At 62.7% G+C, this 20,152-nt stretch carries 24 protein-coding genes; 17 read left to right on the top strand and 7 right to left on the bottom strand.

The features are described 5' to 3' along the window. Nucleotides 1-53 precede the first annotated feature (53 nt). From AC0CH3_RS16875 to parA, 3 genes are all read right to left on the bottom strand, one after another. On the bottom strand, nucleotides 54-1,403 hold the full coding sequence (locus AC0CH3_RS16875) for an IS1182 family transposase (protein ID WP_236701726.1): 1,350 nt from the start codon (nucleotides 1,401-1,403) through the stop codon (nucleotides 54-56). Nucleotides 1,404-1,651: 248 nt separating this feature from the next. Next, entirely contained in the window at nucleotides 1,652-1,921 is a 270-nt protein-coding gene (locus tag AC0CH3_RS16870) for a ribbon-helix-helix domain-containing protein (protein ID WP_031392883.1), read from the bottom strand. 1 nt (nucleotide 1,922) lies between these two features. Beyond that, complete coding sequence (gene parA, locus AC0CH3_RS16865; RefSeq protein WP_031392882.1) at nucleotides 1,923-2,600, bottom strand: ParA family partition ATPase; 678 nt, start codon at nucleotides 2,598-2,600, stop codon at nucleotides 1,923-1,925. Between the two features lie 201 nt (nucleotides 2,601-2,801). On the opposite strand from parA, the gene AC0CH3_RS16860 reads away from it, so the two are divergent. From AC0CH3_RS16860 to AC0CH3_RS16845, 4 genes are all read left to right on the top strand, one after another. Further along, on the top strand, nucleotides 2,802-3,272 hold the full coding sequence (locus tag AC0CH3_RS16860) for a hypothetical protein (protein WP_031392881.1): 471 nt from the start codon (nucleotides 2,802-2,804) through the stop codon (nucleotides 3,270-3,272). Between the two features lie 146 nt (nucleotides 3,273-3,418). Continuing rightward, nucleotides 3,419-3,982: a recombinase family protein gene (locus tag AC0CH3_RS16855; RefSeq protein ID WP_056677686.1), complete on the top strand. Its 564-nt coding sequence runs from the start codon at nucleotides 3,419-3,421 to the stop codon at nucleotides 3,980-3,982. Between the two features lie 608 nt (nucleotides 3,983-4,590). Further along, nucleotides 4,591-5,073, top strand: a complete 483-nt coding sequence (locus AC0CH3_RS16850; RefSeq protein WP_056677689.1) for a helix-turn-helix domain-containing protein — start codon at nucleotides 4,591-4,593, stop codon at nucleotides 5,071-5,073. After that, nucleotides 5,073-5,645, top strand: a complete 573-nt coding sequence (locus AC0CH3_RS16845; protein ID WP_056677692.1) for a PIN domain-containing protein — start codon at nucleotides 5,073-5,075, stop codon at nucleotides 5,643-5,645. The genes AC0CH3_RS16850 and AC0CH3_RS16845 overlap by 1 nt, the downstream gene beginning before the upstream one ends. A 221-nt stretch (nucleotides 5,646-5,866) precedes the next feature. Here the strand turns inward: AC0CH3_RS16845 and AC0CH3_RS16840 are convergent, their stop codons facing one another. From AC0CH3_RS16840 to copC, 4 genes are all read right to left on the bottom strand, one after another. After that, complete coding sequence (locus AC0CH3_RS16840; RefSeq protein ID WP_055763348.1) at nucleotides 5,867-6,250, bottom strand: MerR family DNA-binding protein; 384 nt, start codon at nucleotides 6,248-6,250, stop codon at nucleotides 5,867-5,869. After that, nucleotides 6,247-8,721: a heavy metal translocating P-type ATPase gene (locus tag AC0CH3_RS16835; protein ID WP_082445487.1), complete on the bottom strand. Its 2,475-nt coding sequence runs from the start codon at nucleotides 8,719-8,721 to the stop codon at nucleotides 6,247-6,249. The genes AC0CH3_RS16840 and AC0CH3_RS16835 overlap by 4 nt, the downstream gene beginning before the upstream one ends. Before the next feature lie 126 nt (nucleotides 8,722-8,847). Then, on the bottom strand, nucleotides 8,848-9,777 hold the full coding sequence (gene copD / locus AC0CH3_RS16830) for a copper homeostasis membrane protein CopD (protein ID WP_055763342.1): 930 nt from the start codon (nucleotides 9,775-9,777) through the stop codon (nucleotides 8,848-8,850). Nucleotide 9,778: 1 nt separating this feature from the next. Next, nucleotides 9,779-10,150 (bottom strand): copper homeostasis periplasmic binding protein CopC, encoded by a 372-nt coding sequence (gene copC, locus AC0CH3_RS16825; RefSeq protein ID WP_055763339.1) that lies wholly within the window; start codon nucleotides 10,148-10,150, stop codon nucleotides 9,779-9,781. A 122-nt stretch (nucleotides 10,151-10,272) separates the two neighbouring features. Here copC and AC0CH3_RS16820 point away from each other — a divergent pair, with 122 nt between their 5' ends. From AC0CH3_RS16820 to arsH, 13 genes are all read left to right on the top strand, one after another. Then, on the top strand, nucleotides 10,273-10,545 hold the full coding sequence (locus AC0CH3_RS16820; protein WP_055763369.1) for a hypothetical protein: 273 nt from the start codon (nucleotides 10,273-10,275) through the stop codon (nucleotides 10,543-10,545). Beyond that, nucleotides 10,542-10,982 (top strand): periplasmic heavy metal sensor, encoded by a 441-nt coding sequence (locus AC0CH3_RS16815; protein ID WP_055763336.1) that lies wholly within the window; start codon nucleotides 10,542-10,544, stop codon nucleotides 10,980-10,982. The genes AC0CH3_RS16820 and AC0CH3_RS16815 overlap by 4 nt, the downstream gene beginning before the upstream one ends. Beyond that, complete coding sequence (locus tag AC0CH3_RS16810; RefSeq protein ID WP_055763333.1) at nucleotides 10,979-11,572, top strand: RNA polymerase sigma factor; 594 nt, start codon at nucleotides 10,979-10,981, stop codon at nucleotides 11,570-11,572. Before AC0CH3_RS16815 ends, AC0CH3_RS16810 begins: the two co-directional genes overlap by 4 nt. 43 nt (nucleotides 11,573-11,615) lie before the next feature. Beyond that, complete coding sequence (locus tag AC0CH3_RS16805; protein WP_056405756.1) at nucleotides 11,616-13,553, top strand: copper resistance system multicopper oxidase; 1,938 nt, start codon at nucleotides 11,616-11,618, stop codon at nucleotides 13,551-13,553. Beyond that, a complete protein-coding gene (locus AC0CH3_RS16800) occupies nucleotides 13,550-14,761 on the top strand; it encodes a copper resistance protein B (RefSeq protein ID WP_055763326.1) in 1,212 nt (403 codons plus the stop codon). The genes AC0CH3_RS16805 and AC0CH3_RS16800 overlap by 4 nt, the downstream gene beginning before the upstream one ends. Continuing rightward, nucleotides 14,752-15,504, top strand: coding sequence for a PepSY domain-containing protein (locus AC0CH3_RS16795; RefSeq protein ID WP_055763323.1), 753 nt, complete (start codon nucleotides 14,752-14,754; stop codon nucleotides 15,502-15,504). The genes AC0CH3_RS16800 and AC0CH3_RS16795 overlap by 10 nt, the downstream gene beginning before the upstream one ends. A gap of 36 nt (nucleotides 15,505-15,540) precedes the next feature. Beyond that, nucleotides 15,541-15,930 (top strand): DUF305 domain-containing protein, encoded by a 390-nt coding sequence (locus AC0CH3_RS16790; RefSeq protein ID WP_235516307.1) that lies wholly within the window; start codon nucleotides 15,541-15,543, stop codon nucleotides 15,928-15,930. A gap of 54 nt (nucleotides 15,931-15,984) precedes the next feature. After that, nucleotides 15,985-16,428 carry a DUF411 domain-containing protein gene (locus AC0CH3_RS16785; RefSeq protein ID WP_055763320.1) on the top strand — a complete coding sequence of 148 codons (444 nt, stop codon included), beginning with the start codon at nucleotides 15,985-15,987 and terminating at the stop codon, nucleotides 16,426-16,428. Between the two features lie 173 nt (nucleotides 16,429-16,601). Continuing rightward, nucleotides 16,602-16,934: an ArsR/SmtB family transcription factor gene (locus AC0CH3_RS16780; protein WP_055763316.1), complete on the top strand. Its 333-nt coding sequence runs from the start codon at nucleotides 16,602-16,604 to the stop codon at nucleotides 16,932-16,934. Between the two features lie 11 nt (nucleotides 16,935-16,945). Next, on the top strand, nucleotides 16,946-17,374 hold the full coding sequence (gene arsC, locus AC0CH3_RS16775) for an arsenate reductase (glutaredoxin) (RefSeq protein ID WP_082446616.1): 429 nt from the start codon (nucleotides 16,946-16,948) through the stop codon (nucleotides 17,372-17,374). Next, nucleotides 17,374-18,660: an arsenic transporter gene (locus tag AC0CH3_RS16770; protein WP_055763311.1), complete on the top strand. Its 1,287-nt coding sequence runs from the start codon at nucleotides 17,374-17,376 to the stop codon at nucleotides 18,658-18,660. The genes arsC and AC0CH3_RS16770 overlap by 1 nt, the downstream gene beginning before the upstream one ends. Beyond that, complete coding sequence (locus AC0CH3_RS16765; RefSeq protein ID WP_055763308.1) at nucleotides 18,657-18,980, top strand: YnfA family protein; 324 nt, start codon at nucleotides 18,657-18,659, stop codon at nucleotides 18,978-18,980. Before AC0CH3_RS16770 ends, AC0CH3_RS16765 begins: the two co-directional genes overlap by 4 nt. Then, the gene (gene arsH / locus AC0CH3_RS16760) at nucleotides 18,980-19,738 is read left to right on the top strand and encodes an arsenical resistance protein ArsH (RefSeq protein ID WP_055763304.1); all 759 of its coding nucleotides are present in this window, start codon (nucleotides 18,980-18,982) and stop codon (nucleotides 19,736-19,738) included. The genes AC0CH3_RS16765 and arsH overlap by 1 nt, the downstream gene beginning before the upstream one ends. The last annotated feature ends 414 nt before the right edge of the window (nucleotides 19,739-20,152 follow it).

The following is a 20,152-nucleotide window of genomic DNA, read 5'->3' as shown; positions in this document are numbered from 1 at the left end:
CCGAGGATGTTGATGGCTCGCCGCAGGTTGTAGGCGAGCGCCGTCAGGCTAAACTAGGCGTTGACGTTGGCGAGCCCGCGCATGAGGAACGCACCCTGGTTCATCCACTGTTTGATTGATCCAAACGGGTGCTCGACCGTCTCGCGTCGCTTGTCGAGAATATCGGGCCTCGCGACAAGTCGTTCGGCCATGCGTTCAAGCACAGCCTCGTTTTCCCAGCGATCAATAGTTCGCCGGGAGCCCGAAGTGCATTGCGGCTTTAGGGAGCAGGTTTGGCAGGCCCGCATATTGGTATAGCGGATGGCGATATGCTCGTCCTTGCGGGTGCGGGTATAAGGATCAAGGCGATCACCACTCGGGCAGACGTAACAGTCGGCCTCCGGGTCGTAGCGAAACTCGGTTCTGTTGAAATAGCCGCTTGCAACCGCCGAGCCGCGCTGCGGCCGCGCGACATAGGGCACGACGCCGATATCCTCGCAGGCAGCGATGTCCTCGCCCTTGTAGTAGCCCTTGTCAGCGACTGCATCGATACGTTCGACGCCCAGCACCTCACGCGCGGCACCGGCTGTCTGGGCCAGGAATCCAAGGTCGCTGCCCGAATTGGTGACGTTCTGCTCGACGATCAGCTTGTATCGGGCATCGACCGCGACCTGTGCGTTGTAGCCCACCCCGACCTTGGGGTGCATCGCCATCCCCCGGGCATCAGGGTCGGTAAGTGACAGCTGGCTCTCACCGCTGGCGACAAGTTCGGTGAGCATCGCCTGGTGCAGCTCACGCCGTGTTCGCACCCGCGCGAGCTTCGCCTCGAGCGTGGCCGCACGGCGCGCCGCGCCTTGCGCCTCGATTTCCGCGCGGTCGGCCCGATCAAGCCGTCCCAAATACTCTTCGATCCGCTCGTCGGCCAGCTTGATCCATCCGGCCAGCTTTTGCTGCGTGAAGTTGCGCTTGCGGCTGTTCACCGCCTTGAGGCGCGTGCCGTCCACGGCAACCAGTTCCCGCCCGAACAGATCGAGCTTGCGGCACAGCAGCACGAAGGCGCGAAACAGCGGCTTGAATGCTGGCCGGTTCACGCGCCGAAAATCCGCGATCGTGCGAAAGTCGGGACGCAGGCCGCCCAGCAGCCAGATCACTTCGAGATTGCGCCCGGCTTCCGCCGCCAGGCATCGGCTTGAGCGGACCCTATTGAGATAGCCATAGAGGTAAAGCTTCAGCAGATCCGCGGGATCGTAGCCGGGTCGGCCCGTCGCCTTTGGCCGAAAGCGGTCAAAGCCAAGTTCCCCCAGATCCAGATCGTCGACGAAGGCCGCGATGAAACGCACCGCGTTGTCTGCCGCCACATAGTCATCGACCGAGGCTGGCAGCAGCAGCATTTGATCGCGCGATTGACGTTCGATGTAGCCCATGCCCGATCATACCGGATACGAAACCTGACGGGAATCCATCACGCAGTTTTCGGACAGTCTGACATGCTTTCGGACAGGGTGCGCTCCGGCCTTGGGTCGTGGTGCCAACAGGATGGCAGAGTGTGCGACAAACCCTGTCGCTTTGTTCAGCTGTACGGAAACCCGAATCTGGGGGTTTGCTGACACCCGATCGCGTTAGCGTACATCTGGGTCCGTTCTATGTGCAGCCCCCTCTTCAAAGCTGCGCGTCACCGCTCCCCGAACGGGTGCTTGCCGTACTGGCGCATGAGAAGGTCGATTGCCTCGCCCATCAAGGCCTGAAGGGTAGTTCCGTTCTCGGCCGCCAGCACATTTAAGCCTCGGCTAACTTCCGGACTAAAGTATGCGCTGACAGCCTTCTTGCCCTGCCGCGCCGCCGATCGCACCGACGCCGAGCCCTCAATGGCTGGGGTCGAGACGCTCGGCTCCACCTTCGCGCGTTCTGCACGCTGCTGCCTCATGGCGCCAAATTTGCTCATGTCAGCCTCGCTTCTTTCTGCCCTGCTTACTTGTGGGCAAGTTCACACGTTCGCTTGTCCACGTCCATAGCGCGGCGATCTCCTCCGCCGCCTTACCGTCAGGCTCCGCCTCTATCGCGGTTTTCCCTTGCGCCGTGCTGTGGTGATAGATCGCGCGCATCGTGAGCATGACGGGCGCGACCGGCACACCCATACCCTCAACGCCTTCGCTGCCCTCAATCAGCTCCCGCGCGTCTCTGTAAGTAGTTGGCGCGCGCTGAGGACCGCCCATGAAGAGCACGAAGGCCGGCTTGCCTGCTGCCTTCACCAGCTCGGCCGTCGTTTCAACGGCTGACAAGTCGAACGCTTGGGGACGACAAGGAATAAGGATCAGGTCCGCAGCCTTGCACGCCTCGCGCGCCATGATGTCCGCGTGTGGGGGCGTATCGATAATGACTAGGTCCGCGCCTAGATCGGCTGCTTGCTGCACCTTGCGCGGAAGGAGGGTGGGGGAGGCACAATCTACGACCTCAGGGTCCGCGCCGCCTCGCCAGTGGTTCCATTGGCTAGCGGTCGCTTGCGGGTCCGCGTCGAGGATCAGCGCGGAGAGGCCCGCACTGGTGGCGGCACCGGCAAGGTGGATGGCAAGCGTGGTCTTACCCGCTCCGCCCTTCTGGCTGATGATAGATATGGTCTTCATGTAGCCCCTGCACGTGTTCGCGTGTGAACATGATGGATAGCACACAAGTGAGCAAGATAACAATCTCACTTGTGAACTGATAGCCTTCGTGGCCTGTAGCAGCGTGGTTGGGTGGTCGTAAGCTGCACCCGAGGTTCGCGGCATAAGGGAGCATACGTGACAGGAATATCAGGGGGGTCAGGATCAGGCGGCTGGACGTGGGTGCAAGGCTTCGGAACGGCCTTTGCGGGCGTGCTTGCCTACCTTGGCGCGCGTTTTGGCGCGCAGGCCGGGAAGGAGAACGCAGACAAGGCCATCTTCGTCCAGATCGTCACCAGCGAGCGCGCGGTATGGCGAGAAGCAATGCGAGGGCTGGTTGTAGAGTTAACGGCCGAGGTGCGGCGTGGTGCAGTTAGCCCTGCCAAGCCGGTGAATTGGCGAAAGGTACATGCCGCGCGCGCTGGTATCGTACTCCGCCTAAACCCGGCCTGCCGCGACGTAGGGACTGAGGACAAACATGCCCTGGATCGCGCGCTCTTCCGCGCAGTCGAGGAGCTAGTGAGTGCGCGGCATACTCCAAAGCCCGATTGGCTCAAAAAGGCGGATACGGTCGAGAAAGCAGCCCAACGGCTCATCAAGAAGGAATGGGACAAGTCGAAGAAGGAGGCTCGCACAGGCAGGCTTGAAGAATGAGGCTGTGAGGGCCGCAGGATAGCAACTGTCGACTGTCGCAAATGTTCTAAGTTTTGCGACAGCGTTCCTGAAAACTGTTTTGTCTCATTTAGCGTTGTCGCAAAAGTCTGTTGCATAATACTCACATTTCGATACAGTTATGCGACATGTTGATTGGCTACGCCCGTGTGTCCACCGATGACCAGGATCTCCGGCTGCAACGCGCCGCGTTGAAAGAGGCCGGATGCAAGCGGACGTTCGAAGAAAAAATCTCTGGCGCAAAGCGTGACCGGCCTCAGCTTGCCAAGATGATCGAGCAACTGCGTGACGAAGACACGGTGGTGGTGACGCGGCTTGATCGGTTGGCACGCTCGACCCGCGACCTGCTCGATATTGCCGAGAGACTGAAGGAGGTCGGCGCCGGTCTGCGTTCGCTGGCCGAGCCCTGGGCGGATACGACCTCGCCTGCGGGCCGCATGGTGCTGACCGTGTTCGCCGGCATCGCCGAGTTCGAGCGCGAGCTGATCCACCAGCGCACCGGCAGCGGACGGGTAGCAGCCAAGGCAAGAGGGGTGCGCTTCGGCCGTCCGCCCAAGCTCACCCCCGATCAGGTCGCGCTCGGCGAACGATTGATAGGCGAAGGCACATCGGTGCGCGAAGCCGCCAAGCTGCTCAAATGCCATCATGCCACACTCTACCGGGCGCTGACCGCAGCGACGGTGGCTCCATGATGCGGTGGGCTGAGCAACCTGACGTTTCGGCAGGGAGGGCCTGATGCCTATCCGCCCCGAGCACGTGTTCCTGTATCCGATCGACTGGGCGCAGCTCTCGCACCAGATACGCTTCGTGCGGGCGGGGGGACACTGCGAGCATTGTGGACGCCCCCACAGGCAGAAGGTCTTCCACCTGGGCGACGGACGGTGGTGGGATCGGAACCGGCAATGCTGGCGCAATGGCCGGGGCCGGCGTGTGCAACGGCCTACGGAGAACATTCTGCTACAAGGCCGGTGGACACCGGTGGTCCTGGCCTGTGCGCACCTCAATCATGATCCGAGCGACAGTGCGCTTCACCAGCTCGCAGCGCTCTGCCAGCGCTGCCACATGCTCCACGATGGACCGGAGCATCGACGCCGTCGCTGGATGAACGCGCACTATCGGCGTGCGTTGGGTGATCTGTTCTACGGCCCATACCCCAAGCTGGGAGGCGACTGGATCACACCAACCCCCCTCAGCATGCTCGACGATCACCGCAGTGGAACGTCCTCCCGTTGACACTCGTTTCACTTATTGCGTTTACAAGTCGCAATCACTAGATGGCTTCCGCTCTGGGAGACGAAACATGGCCGCCGTGGCCTTCAATATCGACGAGGCCTACGAGCCTACTGCACACGAGATCGAGGCGGCCGGTAACGCCGCGCGTGCACTGTCGAGGGTAGATTCCAGCCGCCCTATTCACCTGACTGTAGAAGGGGCAGGCGAGGACGTTATCAGCCTGCCTTCTGGTGTGTTCAACAGTATCGTCAAGATGCTGGTTGAGATCGGCAACGGTCATGCCGTCACTGTTGTGCCAGTACAGGCAGAACTTACAACCAGCCAGGCGGCCGATCTGCTCAACATGTCGCGTCCACACCTCATCAAGCTCTTAGAACGCGGTGACCTGCCGTTCCGGATGGTCGGCACGCATCGTAAGCTGCTCGGGCGCGACGTGCTGACCTACCGCAGCCGCATGGATGCGGCCCGGCATGAGGCCTTGCAGGGGATGGCGGACCTGGATCAGGAAGCTGGCCTCTTCGATGATCACGCACCCCTCGATCGTCCCTGATGCTGGTCGGCCGCTACACCGTCCTGCTTGATGCCAACGTCATGCACCCCTCCATCGTGCGGGGTGCGCTTTTGTGGTTCGCCGCCAACCGGCTGTTCCGGCCGCTCTGGAGCGAGGCGATCCTGGCCGAGTGGGAGGAAAGCCTGAGGCGGCGGTTTCCTGATTTGCCAACTGACCATTTCCAACGCCAGCGGGCCTACATGGACAGCTTCGGGGAGGCGCTGGTGGAAAGCTATGAATCGCTGATGCCTGCCCTGACGCTGCCTGATCCCAAGGACGTCCATGTTCTTGCAGCAGCGATTCACGGCAGAGCCGATGCGATCGTCACTTACAACCTCAAGGATTTTCCGGTCGAAGTGGCCGCCCGCCACGGTATCGAGGTGAAGCATCCCGACGACTTCATCGTCAATGTCATCGATCTTGATACGGCCAAGGCTCTGACCGCGATCGGTAGCCAGCGCCGTCAGTTTCGCAATCCCGCTGTAACCGCCGAAGATTACCTCGACCGCTTTCGGAAAAGCGGCTTGGTCCAAGCGAGCCACCGACTGCAACCCCTCGCCGAGCTATTTTAAATGAGGGTTCTGACACCAGCAAGCGCTTGAAAGGCGCTGACCTATCTCAAGCGTCAGAACCGTTCGGTTTTGACACAAAGCTTCCTCGAAAACGATGGTCTTTTGGGAACGATAGATCTTTCCCAAAAGCCGTTTTCACACGAGAAGGGAGAACACTAGAACCGCTTGCGAACGCCCACAGGCGGTAGAGCGCGGCACGCTAAGCGCCGCGCTCGATCGGATTATTCAGCGAGGCTTTCGATAATTGGGCACTCCGGGCGATCATCGCCGTGACAGCGCTCAACCAAGTCGATCAGCGCCAATTGCATAGCTTTCAACGCGCGCGCCTTGCGGCCCAGCTCGGCAGCGCGCGCTTTCGCCAGCGCCTTAACTTCGGCGCTCGACCGATCCCGATCCGACCACAAGCCGAGTAGCGTGCGGATCTCCTCGATTGGAAACCCAAGGTCTCGCGCGTTGGCGATGAACCGCAGCCGATGAATGTCCACTTCCGAATAATCCCGGTAGCTCCCGCGCCGGAGCGGTGCGGGCACAAGGTCGATCTTCTCGTAGTGGCGGATCATGCGTTGCGAGACGCCGCTGGCCTCCGACGCCGCCCCGATGTTCATAGTTTCACCGTGTTCAGACGCAGCGCGTTGAGCACGACGGTGAAGGAAGAGAGGGCCATCGCAGCGCCAGCCAGCATTGGTGACAGAAGGATGCCGGCAACGGGGTAGAGCACGCCGGCCGCGACGGGCACGCCGACCCCGTTGAACAGGAATGAGAAGAACAGGTTCTGCCGAATGTTCCGCATCGTCGCACGGGCGAGCTTGCGCGCGCGCACGATCGCCGAAAGATCGCCGCGTGTGAGCGTCATGCCCGCGCTTTCTATCGCTACGTCGGTTCCCGTCCCCATCGCGAGCCCAACGTCGGCAGCGGCCAGCGCCGGGGCGTCGTTGATACCGTCGCCGGCCATTGCAACCTTGGCACCATCAGCTTTCAATTCGCCGATGATCCGCGCCTTATCTTCCGGTCGCAGATCGGCGCGTACATCGTCCAGGCCGCCCACGGCGCGCGCAACCGCATCGGCCGTCCCGCGATTGTCGCCCGTCAGCATGATAACGCGCAGACCTTCCTTGCGAAGAGCCGCGATGGCGTCGCGCGCCGAAGGGCGCACCGGGTCAGCAACCGCGAGCAAGCCCGCGAGTGCGCCGTCGATCGCGATCAGGATGACGCCGGCTCCCTCGCTCCGATGGCGATCGGCCGAAGCGTCGAGTGACTGGGGATCGGCACCGACCCGGCTCATTTGTGCGGCATTGCCGATCACCACCGATCGGCCGCCAACCGTGGCACTGACACCCATGCCGGTCTGCGAAGCGAAGTCTGCGACCGTGGCGAGTTGCAATCCGCGTTCCTTGGCGGCGACGACGATCGCGTGGGCTAGCGGGTGTTCGGACTGTCCTTCGACAGCCGCAGCGAGCGCGAGCATGTCGTTCTCTCCAACGGTGCCGGTTGCCTCGATCGCGACCAGCGACGGCTTGCCTTCCGTTAGCGTGCCCGTCTTGTCGATGACCAGCGTATCGACCTTATCGAGTGCCTGTAGGCTTTCGGCATTCTTGACGAGCACGCCGGCCTGCGCGCCGCGGCCGGTGCCAACCATAATCGACATAGGGGTCGCGAGCCCGAGCGCGCACGGGCAGGCGATCACCAGCACGGCGATCGCATTAAGAAGGGCGTGACCCATGCGTGGCTCGGGACCGACCAGCGACCACACCACGAAGGTCGCGACCGAGATCAGCACGACCAAAGGTACGAACCAGCCCGATACCCGGTCGGCGACCGCCTGGATCGGGGCACGGCTGCGCTGCGCTTCCGCGACCATGCGGACGATGCGCGCCAGCATCGTGTCCGAACCGACCGCGCCGGCTTCCATAACGAGGCTGCCCGTGCCGTTCACCGTCCCCCCCGTGACTGCGGCATCGACTTCCTTGAGGACGGGGGCCGGCTCGCCGGTGAGCATGGATTCATCGACCGAGGAGCGACCCTCGACCACCACGCCATCGACCGGGATCGCATCGCCGGGGCGGACCCGCAACCGATCTCCGGTTGCCACGTCGGCAAGGCTGACTTCTTCCTCTGACCCGTCAGACCGCAACCGTCGCGCTGTCTTGGGAGCGAGGTCCATGAGGGCGCGTATCGCGCGGCCAGTCGCCGCTCTGGCGCGCAATTCGAGAACCTGTCCGAGCAACACCAGTGTCACGACGACGCCGGCAGCTTCGTAATAGACTGGGACCATGCCCCCGTGCATCCGGAACGTCGCAGGGAAGATGCTGGGCGCGAGTGTTGCGACCAGGCTGTAGAGGAATGCCGCACCGACGCCGATCGCGATCAGCGTGAACATATTCAGATGGCGGGTGCGAAGCGACATCCACCCCCGCTCGAAAAACGGCCATCCCGCCCACAGCACAATTGGCGCAGTGAGTGCGAGTTGGACCCAAGGCGAAGCGGTAGGGCTAACAACATGGAGCCCAAACATCTCGGCGAACATCGAAACAATGAGCAGCGGAACGGTGAGCGCTCCTGCTACCCACAAACGCCGGGTGAAATCGACTAGTTCTGGATTGGGACCGTCATCGAGCGACGGCTCTTCCGGTTCGAGGGCCATGCCGCAAATGGGGCACGTTCCCGGCCCTTCCCGACGAATCTCAGGGTGCATGGGGCACGTCCACATCGCTCCCGGGGTTGCCACCGGCTCGGGCTTTGGCTTGGCCCCAAGGTAGGCATCAGGGTCAGCGACGAACTTGGTTCGACACCCTGCACTACAGAAATGATACTCGTGCCCGGCATGCTCGGCATGGTGCGCTGTTTTTGCCAGATCAACGGTCATGCCGCATACCGGGTCGGTCACTGTGGCAGAAGGTTCTCCGCCCGCTTTCCCTGAGCAGCATCCTTCCTTGGCAGCTTGTGGAACAGCCGGAGATTTGGAGGACGAGCAGCAGGACGCGCCCGCCTCGCGCTCGATCGCAGCAGCTTTATCAGCTTGCTTGTTCGAGCACCCGCAGCCCCCGGCCAAATGGGCGTGGAAATCAGGGTCGTTCATAGAAAAACTCCTTCAACCCGAGAGCATGTAGGGTCTGACACCGTGTCAGGGTCAAGCCCCCCTTCCAACGACTCACGGCACCTAATTAAATTACGTCGCAAAGCTCGATTGCCCTCAAACCAATAGCTACATGGCCGACGCAGGGGGTTCGAGCGTGCCGAGCCAACCTACCAGCACGAGGATCGCGACCACGCACGAAGCCTCGACTGCAAGACTTGTTCGCAAGGTTCGCAGCGCGCCTTTATAATCGCCTGCTGACACCGATCGTTCGAATGCCGGTGTAAAGCGGAAGCGGTTAAGCGAAGCGAGTCCGAGCATCCCACCCAACAGCACAAGCTTGGCGATCAAGAGCCTGCCGTAGACCGTCGTGCCGAGGGTCGGGAGATTGCCAAGGCCAACCAACAGCCAAGCGTTGATGAGGCCGGTGATGACGATCGTACCGACGACAATCGTGCCGGTCAGACCGAACCCGTGCAGCGCTCGATAGGTCAGTGCGAGGTGGGCGGCATCGGTGCGCCGCGCTGGTCGTGTCACCAGCAGCCCAAGCCCGAGCAGCGCTCCCACCCACGCACCAGCGCTCAGGAGATGGAGGATATCGGCCGCCAGATGCACCCACCCGGTCGCGCCTTCGTCCATCGCCCCGTGCCCCGTCCAGGCGAGCGTTGCGAGAGCGACGCCGGAAAAGATGGCGACCAAGCCAAGCGGCATCGTGCGCCGCGCCGCTATTAGGGCAGCGATAGACGCCACCAAGAGCGCGATCATGCGTACTTTCCATGCCGTGCCCGTTGCGGAGTCAGAGAGCAGCATTCCGACTGCTTCCCGATCGATCGGCCACGGAGGTGCACCTGCCATCGCGGCTGCGAGCAGCGCGACCGCTATGCCGGAGAATAGCAGGGCGAGAAGCCCGGTCCCGAACAGCCAAGGGCGGAAGGCAAGCGCGTTGCCGCGCTCACCGACCTTCAACCCGTAGAGGCCGAATGCCGAGAGGCCGAACAGCCCGCTCAGCGTCACGTAAAGCGCGAAGCGAACCGCGATCAGCGGCCAGTCGGCTTCCACCTTACTTCACCGTGAAGGCGTAGTTTCCGGTGATGCGGTGTGTGTCGGTCGAGACCACATGCCAGGCAAGCTTATAGCTACCCGCGCCGAGCGGCGACTTGGGCGTGACGACGAGGGTGCGACCGTCCGAGCCGACAGTTGCGGTCCCGACGACTTTCATTGGTGCGTGCGTCATGCCGCCATGCCCGGTCATCATCAGATCCGCACCGGAAAACTTGGGCATCAGCTTCTCGCTGAAGCGCAGTGTGACATTGGCGGGCTTCGCGACCATCGCATTCGGTGCCGGGGATGCGGATACGAGTTTGGGATGGGCCTGGGCGGCTCCGGCAAGGCCGAGAAGGACGACAGCGGTAGGAAGGAAGACGCGACGCATGGGAATACTCCGATCAGGTTCGTGCCTGTTCTACGCGGCCCGGCCGCTCGCCCCTCATGACGGAAGTCGAGGGGTGATGGGCATCGCTGCGTAACAAGTGGTAGAGGCGCGGAGTGGACAGCATGGACGATCTAGACAGAACATTGGCGAGGCTCGCGGGCGCACCCGTGCCGGCATCGCTGGACGGGATCGAAGCGCAGGTGTTCGCACGCATCGGTGCGCAGCCCGTCGCACGGTTGACCGGATTGGGCGTCGGGGGCGTGATGGTCGCAGCGCTCGCGATCGGCATGGTTGGCGCGGAACTTCCGGCGACCGCCAGCCCTGCGGTGTCGCTTTCGCCGCTCGGGGGCGCATCACCACTGGCGCCATCGGTCTTGCTGATTGGTGAGCCATGACATCGACCAAGCGGCTTATCGTCTGCGTTGTACTGGCCTTCCTCGCGGCTATCGCAGGCGTATTTCTTGCGCGCGTGTTGCTGCCCCAGCCTAAGCAACCGGGCACCGCCTTGCACGAGGTCCTGCACCATAAGCTGGCGCTTGATGGCAATCAGCAGGCCCGGCTGAAAAGCCTAGAGGACCGGTTCGCGGTGCAACGCCACGCGCTGGAATTGGAAATGCGCGCGGACAATGCACGGCTAGCCGAGGCCATTGAGACCGAGCATGGCAACGGCCCCAAGGTGACCGCCGCGGTCGATCAGAGTCATGCGGCGATGGGCGAGTTACAGAAGGCAACGTTGGCGCATATCTTCGCCATGCGGCAGCTTTTGCGCCCGGATCAGACCCCCCAATTCGATGCTGCGGTGGTGAAGGCGCTCACCGACGACCAGGGGTGAGCCTCGATTGGACCACCCTGTCCGACGGCGAACTGGCGACGCTCAGCATCGCTGGCCGACAAGCGGCATTCTCCGAAATCATGCGTCGCTATCGTCAGCCTATATTCCGGCTCGCGCGCGCCTTTGTCGGCGAGGCCGACGAAGCGCTCGATTTGGTTCAAGAGACGTTTGTCGCGGCGCATCAGGCGATGCCGCGCTACGATACACAGCGGGCGATGAAAGCATGGCTTTCTACGATCGCCGTCAACAAATGCCGGGATTGGGCAAGGAAGCGCGCGGTCCGTCGGTTTTTCTCCTTTGCCGCACCGCTCGACGAACAGGCCGAGACGATCGCGGACGATCAGGTAGCAATCGATGACGCAGCAGCCGATCGGCAGGAACTTGCCAAAGTGACGCGCGCCATCGCGACCTTGCCGATGAATCTCAAAGAACCGTTGGTGCTCCGCACGATCGAGGGTTTGAGCCAGGCGGAAACGGCCGATGTATTGGGGATCAGCCAGAAGGCGGTCGAAACCAGGCTATATCGGGCTCGCGCGCGCCTCGCCGAAAATTTGAAAGAGAACCAAGGGGTAGGCGCACGGGACGCGTAAGAGGTGAGACGGGCCGGCAGCGGCTCAATCCCAAGGAGCTACCATGTCGCGCGTTCTAGACCGCCGCCAATTGCTGCGCGGTGCCACTCTTGCAGGAGGCGGTGTTGCGCTGTCGGCATATATGCCGGCATGGGCGCAGCCTGTTTCCGCTGGTATTGTGAAGCCGCTGCCTACTGTATCGGGTGATGAAATCCGGCTCCGGGTCGCGCACCAGATGATGATGATCGACGGACGGCAGAGCCACGCCATCGGCATTAACGGCACTGTGCCCGCACCGCTGATCCGGCTGCGGGAAGGTCAGACCGTGCGGCTGCATGTCGAGAACGGTCTTGATGAGCAGACCTCGTTGCACTGGCACGGCCTGATCGTGCCGTTCCAGATGGACGGCGTGCCGGGCGTTGCCTTCCCCGGCATCGATAAGCGCACGACCTTCACCTACGAGTTCCCGATCGTGCAGGCCGGCACCTATTGGTATCACAGCCATTCCGGGTTGCAGGAGCAGATGGGGCTCTACGGCCCCATCGTGATCGACCCCAAGGGCGTTGACCCGATCCAGTCGGATCGCGAGCACGTTATCGTGCTGTCCGACCACAGCCAGCTCCACCCGCATCGCATCTTCATGAAGCTCAAGAAGCAGTCGGGCTATTTCAACCGGCAGCAGCAGACGCTCGCCGGCCTGCTCAAGGGCGAGGACCAGCCGCTCAAGGATCGCCTCGATTGGGGCAAGATGCGGATGGACCCGACCGACGTCGCCGACGTGACGGGTTCAAACTACACCTATCTCGTCAACGGGCATGGGCCGCAGGACAATTGGACGGGGCTGTTCAGGCCGGGCGAGCGGGTGCGGCTGCGTGTCATCAATGCGTCCGCGATGACGACCTTCAACGTCCGGATTCCGGGGTTGAAGCTGAGCGTTGTCCAGGCGGACGGCCTCAACGTCCGTCCCGTTGAGGTCGACGAGTTCCAGATCGGCGTGGCCGAGACCTACGACGTGATCGTCACTCCATCGGACGAGCGCGCCTACACGCTGGTCGGTGAGAGCGTGGACAGGTCCGGCATGGCGCGCGCAACGCTAAGCCCCCGCGAAGGCATGGCCGCTGAAGTCCCTCCACTTCGCAAGCGCCCTGTCGCCACCATGAAGGACATGGGGATGGACATGAACATGGATATGTCGGGCGGCGGTTCGATGCAGGGCATGGACCATAGTGGCATGCCTGGAATGGATCACGGATCAATGGCCACGGCTGAAAAGCCCGCCGCTGCGATGGACCACGCGCAGATGGACCACGGTGCTGCCGGTGCCGGCGCGGGCGGAATGGCCGGGATGGATCACGGCGCGATGCAGTCGGGTGCTACGATGCCAGGCATGGCAGGTGCGCCCGACGCCGCAGGTGGTATGGCAATGGGCGGCATGGCGGGCATGGACATGAACATGCGCGACTTTTCGAAAGCGCCGGGCGTGAAGAAGGGGCCGGGTGTCCAGACCATCTCGCCGATGCCGATGGATCGTACCGGCGACCCCGGTCAGGGTCTGGAGAATGTCGGGCATCGTGTGCTGAATTACCGCGATCTGGTCGCGGTCGATCGCAATCCCGATCTGCGCGCGCCGTCGCGCGAGGTGCAGATCCACCTTACCGGCAACATGGAACGCTACATGTGGGCGCTCGACGGTGAAAAGCTGTCCGAGGTGAAGGCACCGATCCCATTTCTTGCTGGCGAGCGCGTCCGCGTCACGCTGGTCAACGACACGATGATGGGCCACCCGATCCACTTGCACGGCCACTTCTTCGAATTGGTGACGGGGCACGGCGCGTACAGCCCGAGAAAGCATACCGTCATGGTCCAACCGGGGGGCAAGGTCAGTTGGGACGTGACCGCCAACGAGGGCGATTGGGCATTCCACTGCCACATGCTCTACCACATGCACGCGGGCATGATGCAGGTCGTCCAGGTCCGTTCGGCGAAGGGAGAGGCGGCATGAAGGCGCTGCTTCTCGCCGGGATCGGCGCGCTGGTCGCCACGGCACCTGCCACGGCGCAGACGATGGACCATTCAATGATGCCGGGCATGAGCATGCCGGGCATGAAAATGCCGGCGAAAAAACCGACCGCTAGATCGAGACCGGCCACAAAGCGGGCCCCTGCCAAGAAGGCAGCGACTAGGAAGGTCCCGGCAAAGCGTCCCTCCAAGCCTGCAGCCGATCCACATGCCGAACACACGATGCCCGGCATGGACATGAGCGGTGCGAACGCGGCCGATCCGCACGCCGGCCACGACATGTCCCAAATGTCAGGCATGAACCCTGCTCCGGCTACCGCAACAGGCGAGCACACCGGCCATGATATGTCGGCGATGCCCGGCATGGATATGGCACCCGGCCAGCCAACGCAGCATGACATGTCTTCAATGCCGGGAATGGCGACCGTGCCTGTCGGTACAGACCTGAAGCCGGGCAATGCGCCCGCGCCTGCACCATCTCCGGTGCTGGCAGCGTCTCGCTATTACGGCGAGGCAGCCATGAGCGATGCCAACCGCGACCTGCGCCGCGAGCATGGCGGAATGACCTACTACCAAGTGCTCTTCAACCTTGCCGAGTATCAGGCGCGCAAAGGCGGGGACGGCTATCGATGGGATGGCGAGGCTTGGATCGGGGGAGACATCAACCGTCTCACCCTGAAGAGCGAAGGCGAGGGCACATTTGGCAAACCGCTCGAAGCGGCCGAGGTGCAGGCGCTCTACAGCCGTGCGCTCGATCCCTATTGGAACCTTCAGGCGGGCGTCCGCTACGACTTCAAGCCGAACCCTTCTCGCACCTACGCGACGGTCGGGATCGAGGGGCTTGCGCCCTATTGGTTCGACGTCGAGGGGGCACTGTTCCTTTCTGACAAGGGCGACGTGCTTGGCCGAGCCGAGGCATGGTACGACGAGCGAGTGACACAATTCTTCGTCCTTCAGCCTCGCGTGGAAGCCAACTTTGCAGCCCAAGACGTGCGCCAGGACGGCATCGGATCGGGGCTTACGGACCTCGAACTCGGGCTCAGGCTGCGCTACGAAAAGTCGCGTGAGTTTGCGCCCTACATCGGCGTGTCGTGGGAAAGGCAATTCGGCGACACGGCACGCTTCACGAGAGCACGCGGTGATGACACGGGCGGCTTTAGCTTCGTTGCCGGCGTGAGGACCTGGTTCTGAGGAGCGGCAGGCTCCGCCTTCATGTCGGTGCCAGCAAGCTTCATCGCTGGCTGGCACTGATTATCGGGGTGCAGCTACTGCTCTGGTTCTCCAGCGGCTTGTTGATGAGCATCCTGCCGATCGAGCGGGTACGAGGAGAACACCTCGTTGCACGCGAGAACACGGCGACGATCGATCCGGCTCAGGAGTTTGCTTCCCCGGCATCGGTGTTGGGCGCTGCCCCCGGCCCGGTGCGCGAACTGCGCTACACGACCTTGTTCGGACAACCCGTCGCCGAGTTGACGATGGCTAACGGCACGGTCCGGATGCACGACGCCCGGACCGGTTTGCCGATGCAGCGTATCGATGCGCCCTTTGCGCTACGAGTTGCACGCGCGGCATATCGCGGCCCCGGTGTCCCTGTTGCGTCCGTCATGTTTGCTCGAACAGCGAGCACGGAGTTTCGTGGCAAACTGCCGGTCTGGCGTGTGGAGTTCGAGGACGCCGAGACGACGCGCGTGTTCGTGTCACCGGAGAACGGTAGGATTGTCGGTGTCCGAACGGGTACGTGGCGGCTCTATGATTTTTTCTGGGGCCTCCACATCATGGACTGGAAAAACCATGAGAACTTCAACACCCCTTGGATGATGGCATTTGCAGCTGGGGGGCTAGCCCTTGCGGTGGCAGGCGTGGTGCTGCTCTACATGCGCTGGCCGCGCCGCAGGCAAAGAAAAGTCCAAGGGGTGCACGACGTTGCCGCGTAACTCTCTCTAGGTGGGGGATACCTCGGGAGAACGACTATGAAGACCATTACCACGATCGGCATGTTAGCCGCAGCGCTCGCCGCCAGTCCGCTTGCCGCACAGAGCAGCATGGCGGGCATGGATCATAGCCAGATGCAGGGAATGGATCATTCCAAGATGATGAATGATCCGGGCAATCCTTACGCCGCATCCGAGATGGACATGCATCAGAAGATGATGGCCGCGAAGCAGGGAGACGCATCGGAGATGTGGACCCGCAAGATGATCGAACATCATCGTGGAGCCGTTACCATGTCGCGCGTGGCGCTTCGGGACGCGAAGGATGCCGACACGAAGCGGATGGCGCAGATGACCATTACGAAGCAGGAAAAGGACATCGCCGAGCTTCAGGGCTGGCTCAAGTCGCATGGCAAGCGCGCCCAATAAGGCCGCTGGCAGGAACCCCGCCCCCGGGCGGGGCTTCACCAAAGGAGTTTAGCAATGAAGTTTACGATCCGGAGTGCGATCGTCGCCGCAGCGATGATGACCCCGGCTGTGGCCTTAGCGGCGAACAGCATTGCCATGCACCGCGATCCAGGGTGCGGCTGTTGCGAGCAGTGGGCCAAGCAGGTCCGTCAGCAGTTCGGGCGCAACGTGCAGATCATCGATGACGCTCACCGCGATGTGCTTCAGCGCAAGATGGGTGTCCCCGCCGACCTCAGTTCATGTCACACCGCGGTAGTCGACGGTATGGCATTTGAGGGCCATGTACCGATTGCCGACATGAAACGGGTGCTTGCCCAGCATCCCAAAGGCGTAAACGGGCTTGCCGTGCCGGGTATGCCGGTGGGATCACCTGGCATGGAAATGCCGGGCATGAACGCACAGCCCTATGAGGTGATCGCGTTCGGACCAACCGGACGCAAGGTGTTCGCCCGCCATTAAAAGAGGGAGGCGCGGACGCCTCCCTCCCATTTACTTTTCATGCCCGACATGTCGTGGCCGGCATGGTCTTTACGCCTGCCGCTTTCATGTCGGTGCAGGGCGTTGTCGGAATCGATAGTGGTTTGAAGATCGTGAGAGCTTTCATAACTTAACATATCCGCTATGCCGGATGCATGGATAACGATTCGGCTATCATTGCGCTTGGTGCGCTCGCGCAAGGCACACGCCTCGACGTGTTTCGCCTGCTGGTTCGCCACGAACCGGACGGCATGGCGGCGGGTGAAATTGCCCGTCAGCTCGACGTGCCGCAGAACACCATGTCCGCGCACCTCGGCATTCTCGCGCGCGCCGGCATCGTGCGCTCGGAACGGCATAGCCGGTCGATTATTTACCGTGCCGATCTAGACGGGCTGCGCGCGCTAACGCTGTTCCTCGTCAAGGATTGCTGTGCCGGCTCGCCTGAACTGTGTGCGCCGCTCCTGGCCGAACTCACCCCCTGCTGCTGAAAGGACGCCCCGTGGCCGTCGATATCGTGATCTATCACAACCCCGAGTGCGGCACGTCGCGCAACACGCTGGCGATGATCCGCAATGCTGGCATCGAGCCGCACGTCATCGAATATCTGAAAACCCCACCCTCGCGCGCGTTGCTGGTCGAGCTGATCGACCGCGCCGGGATCACGCCCCGCGATCTGCTACGCGAGAAGGGGACGCCCTATGCGGAGCTGGGCCTTGGTGACGATGCGCTGTCAGACGACACGCTGGTGGACGCGATGATGGCGCATCCGGTCCTCATTAACCGGCCGCTGGTCGTCTCGCCGCTCGGCGTGAAGCTGTGCCGACCGTCCGAAGCGGTCCTCGATCTGCTGCCTGATGCCCAACAGGGCGCGTTTGCCAAGGAAGACGGCGAACAGGTTGTGGATGCTTCGGGCCAGCGCATCGCCTGATGCTGCTCGCGTTCGCTATCTTCGTCGTCACGATCGCGCTCGTCATCTGGCAGCCCAAGGGCCTGGGCATCGGCTGGAGCGCGCTAGGCGGCGCGGCCGTCGCGCTACTCGTCGGGGTCGTTTCGCTCTCTGACGTGCCGGTGGTGTGGGGCATCGTCTGGAACGCGACCGCGACGTTCGTCGCGATCATCATCGTCAGCCTGTTGCTCGATGAAGCCGGGTTCTTCGAATGGGCGGCGCTCCACGTTGCGCGCTGGGGCGGGGGGCATGGTCGTCGGCTGTTCGTGCTGATCGTCCTGCTCGGGGCGGCGGTGTCGGCGCTGTTCGCCAATGACGGCGCCGCGCTGATCCTGACGCCGATCGTCATCGCGATGCTGAGGGCCCTGGGATACAAGGACAAGGCGACGCTGGCGTTCGTCATGGCGGCGGGGTTCATTGCCGATACCGCAAGCCTGCCGCTGATCGTCTCCAACCTCGTCAACATCGTGTCGGCCGACTTCTTCCGGATCGGCTTTGCCGATTATGCCTCGGTGATGGTGCCGGTCGATCTGGCGTCGATCGCCGCGACGCTGGTCGTGCTGCTGCTGTTCTTCCGGCGCGACATACCCGCCAGCTACGATGTGGCGCAGCTCCGCGCGCCCGCTGATGCGATCCGTGACCATGCCACATTCAAGGCGGGCTGGGTCGTCCTCGCCCTGCTGCTCGCCGGCTTCTTCTTGCTCGAACCTATCGGCGTGCCGGTCAGCGCCGTCGCTGCTGCCGGTGCCGTGCTCTTGCTGGTCATCGCCGCGCGCGGCCATGTCATCCAGACGCGCAAGGTGCTGGCCGGCGCGCCGTGGCAGGTCGTGATCTTCTCGCTCGGCATGTACCTGGTCGTCTATGGCCTGCGGAATGCCGGACTGACCGACCATCTTGCCGGCCTGCTCGATCGCACCGCGCAAGGCGGCGTTTGGGGTGCGGCGTTCGGCACCGGGATCATTGCCGCGCTGCTGTCGTCGGTGATGAACAACATGCCGACCGTTCTGGTGGGTGCGCTGTCGATCGACGCGACGCACGCCACGGGCGCGATCAAGGAAGCCATGATTTACGCCAACGTGATCGGGTGCGACCTTGGCCCGAAAATCACACCGATTGGCTCGCTCGCGACGCTGCTCTGGCTGCACGTCCTCGGGCAAAAGGGCATTCGGATCGGCTGGGGCTATTACTTCAAGGTCGGCGCGACGCTAACGATTCCGGTGCTGCTGGTAACGCTCGCGGCACTCGCGATCAGGATCAGCATGGGATGACGGCACTCGTATATCTGGCCGCGTCGCTCGCGGAAATCGCAGGCTGCTTTGCCTTTTGGGCATGGTTGCGGCTGGGCAAATCGCCCCTGTGGCTGGCTCCGGGCGTGGTATCGCTTGTGCTGTTCGCCTGGCTGCTGACACGCGTGGACAGCGATGCAGCAGGGCGGGCCTATGCAGCCTATGGCGGCGTCTACATCTGTGCATCGCTGATCTGGCTGTGGGCTGTCGAAGGGGTGAGGCCCGACCGCTGGGACGCTGGTGGAGCGACACTCTGCCTGATCGGCACCTGTATCATTCTGCTTGGCCCAAGGACCGCCTGATGCCGCTTCGCGCCCTCTCTGACCCCGATCATCTACCCGCCCTTGATCGGCGCTATGCGCTCGATCGTCCTGCCCTTGGGCTGGGCGCTGGTGATCCACCTCCGCGCATACTGTTGCTCTACGGCTCTTTGCGGGAGCGGTCCTTTTCGCGGTTGTGCGTTGAGGAAGCCGCTCGCCTGCTGCAATTCTTCGGCTGCGAAACGCGAATCTTCGATCCTTCGACGTTGCCGCTGCCCGATCAGGTGACGGGGGACGATCACCTGGCCGTCCACGAGCTACGCGAACTGTCGATGTGGTCGGAGGGGCATGTGTGGTGCAGCCCCGAGCGCCACGGCCAGATCACCGGCATCATGAAGCTGCAAGTCGATCACCTGCCGCTGTCGATGGGTGGGATGCGCCCGACGCAGGGCCGCACGCTTGCCGTCATGCAGGTGTCGGCCGGATCGCAGTCGTTCAACAGCGTGAACACCCTGCGCGTCCTCGGCCGTTGGATGCGAATGGTGACGATCCCAAACCAATCGAGCGTCGCGAAGGCGTTTGCGGAGTTCGACGAAAGCGACCGAATGAAGCCTTCGGCCTACTATGATCGGATCGTGGATGTGATGGAGGAGCTGGTGCGCTTCACGGTCCTTCTACGCCCGCACACCACGCAGCTTGTTGATCGCTATTCCGAGCGAAAGGAGGCAGATGTGCCGATCGATAGCGCCACGGACCTTTCGAGCATCGCAACCTCGCCAACGTACCGGAAAGGCGAGTAAAGTTCTCTTAGTGTGGCGAACCGCTCCTCCGACATTGTGCATCACTGAGTGTGCTTCTAGATGCATCCAATGAAACGCCGGGCTCGCCCATTCTCCAAGATATTGCGTTCCATGGCGTTTTTCGTCCTGGCAGTGATGTTGCTGGTCCGGCTTGGCCCGCTCTGCGAGACGATGGCGATGGCCGCGCCTCCGGCTGCGTCCGCGATGATGGACTGCGCCAGCAAATCAGCAGGCGCTCCCATCAAAAAGGCACCTGCGTCGGCCTGCGCCATACCGTGCGTTGCGGTTGCCGGCGAAACCGTCGAGCATATCGGGCTGGTTCCGTCCTCCCATCTATCGCCTTGGCCAGCTCCACAGACGGGCCTTTTGGGCATGGCATACGCTCCGGCCACGCCCCCTCCGCAAACCGTGTGA

Source organism: Sphingomonas sp. AC449, assembly GCF_979253475.1.
The sequence above is the reverse complement of the archived record's forward strand: the minus strand, read 5'-3'. Positions and strand labels throughout refer to the sequence as shown.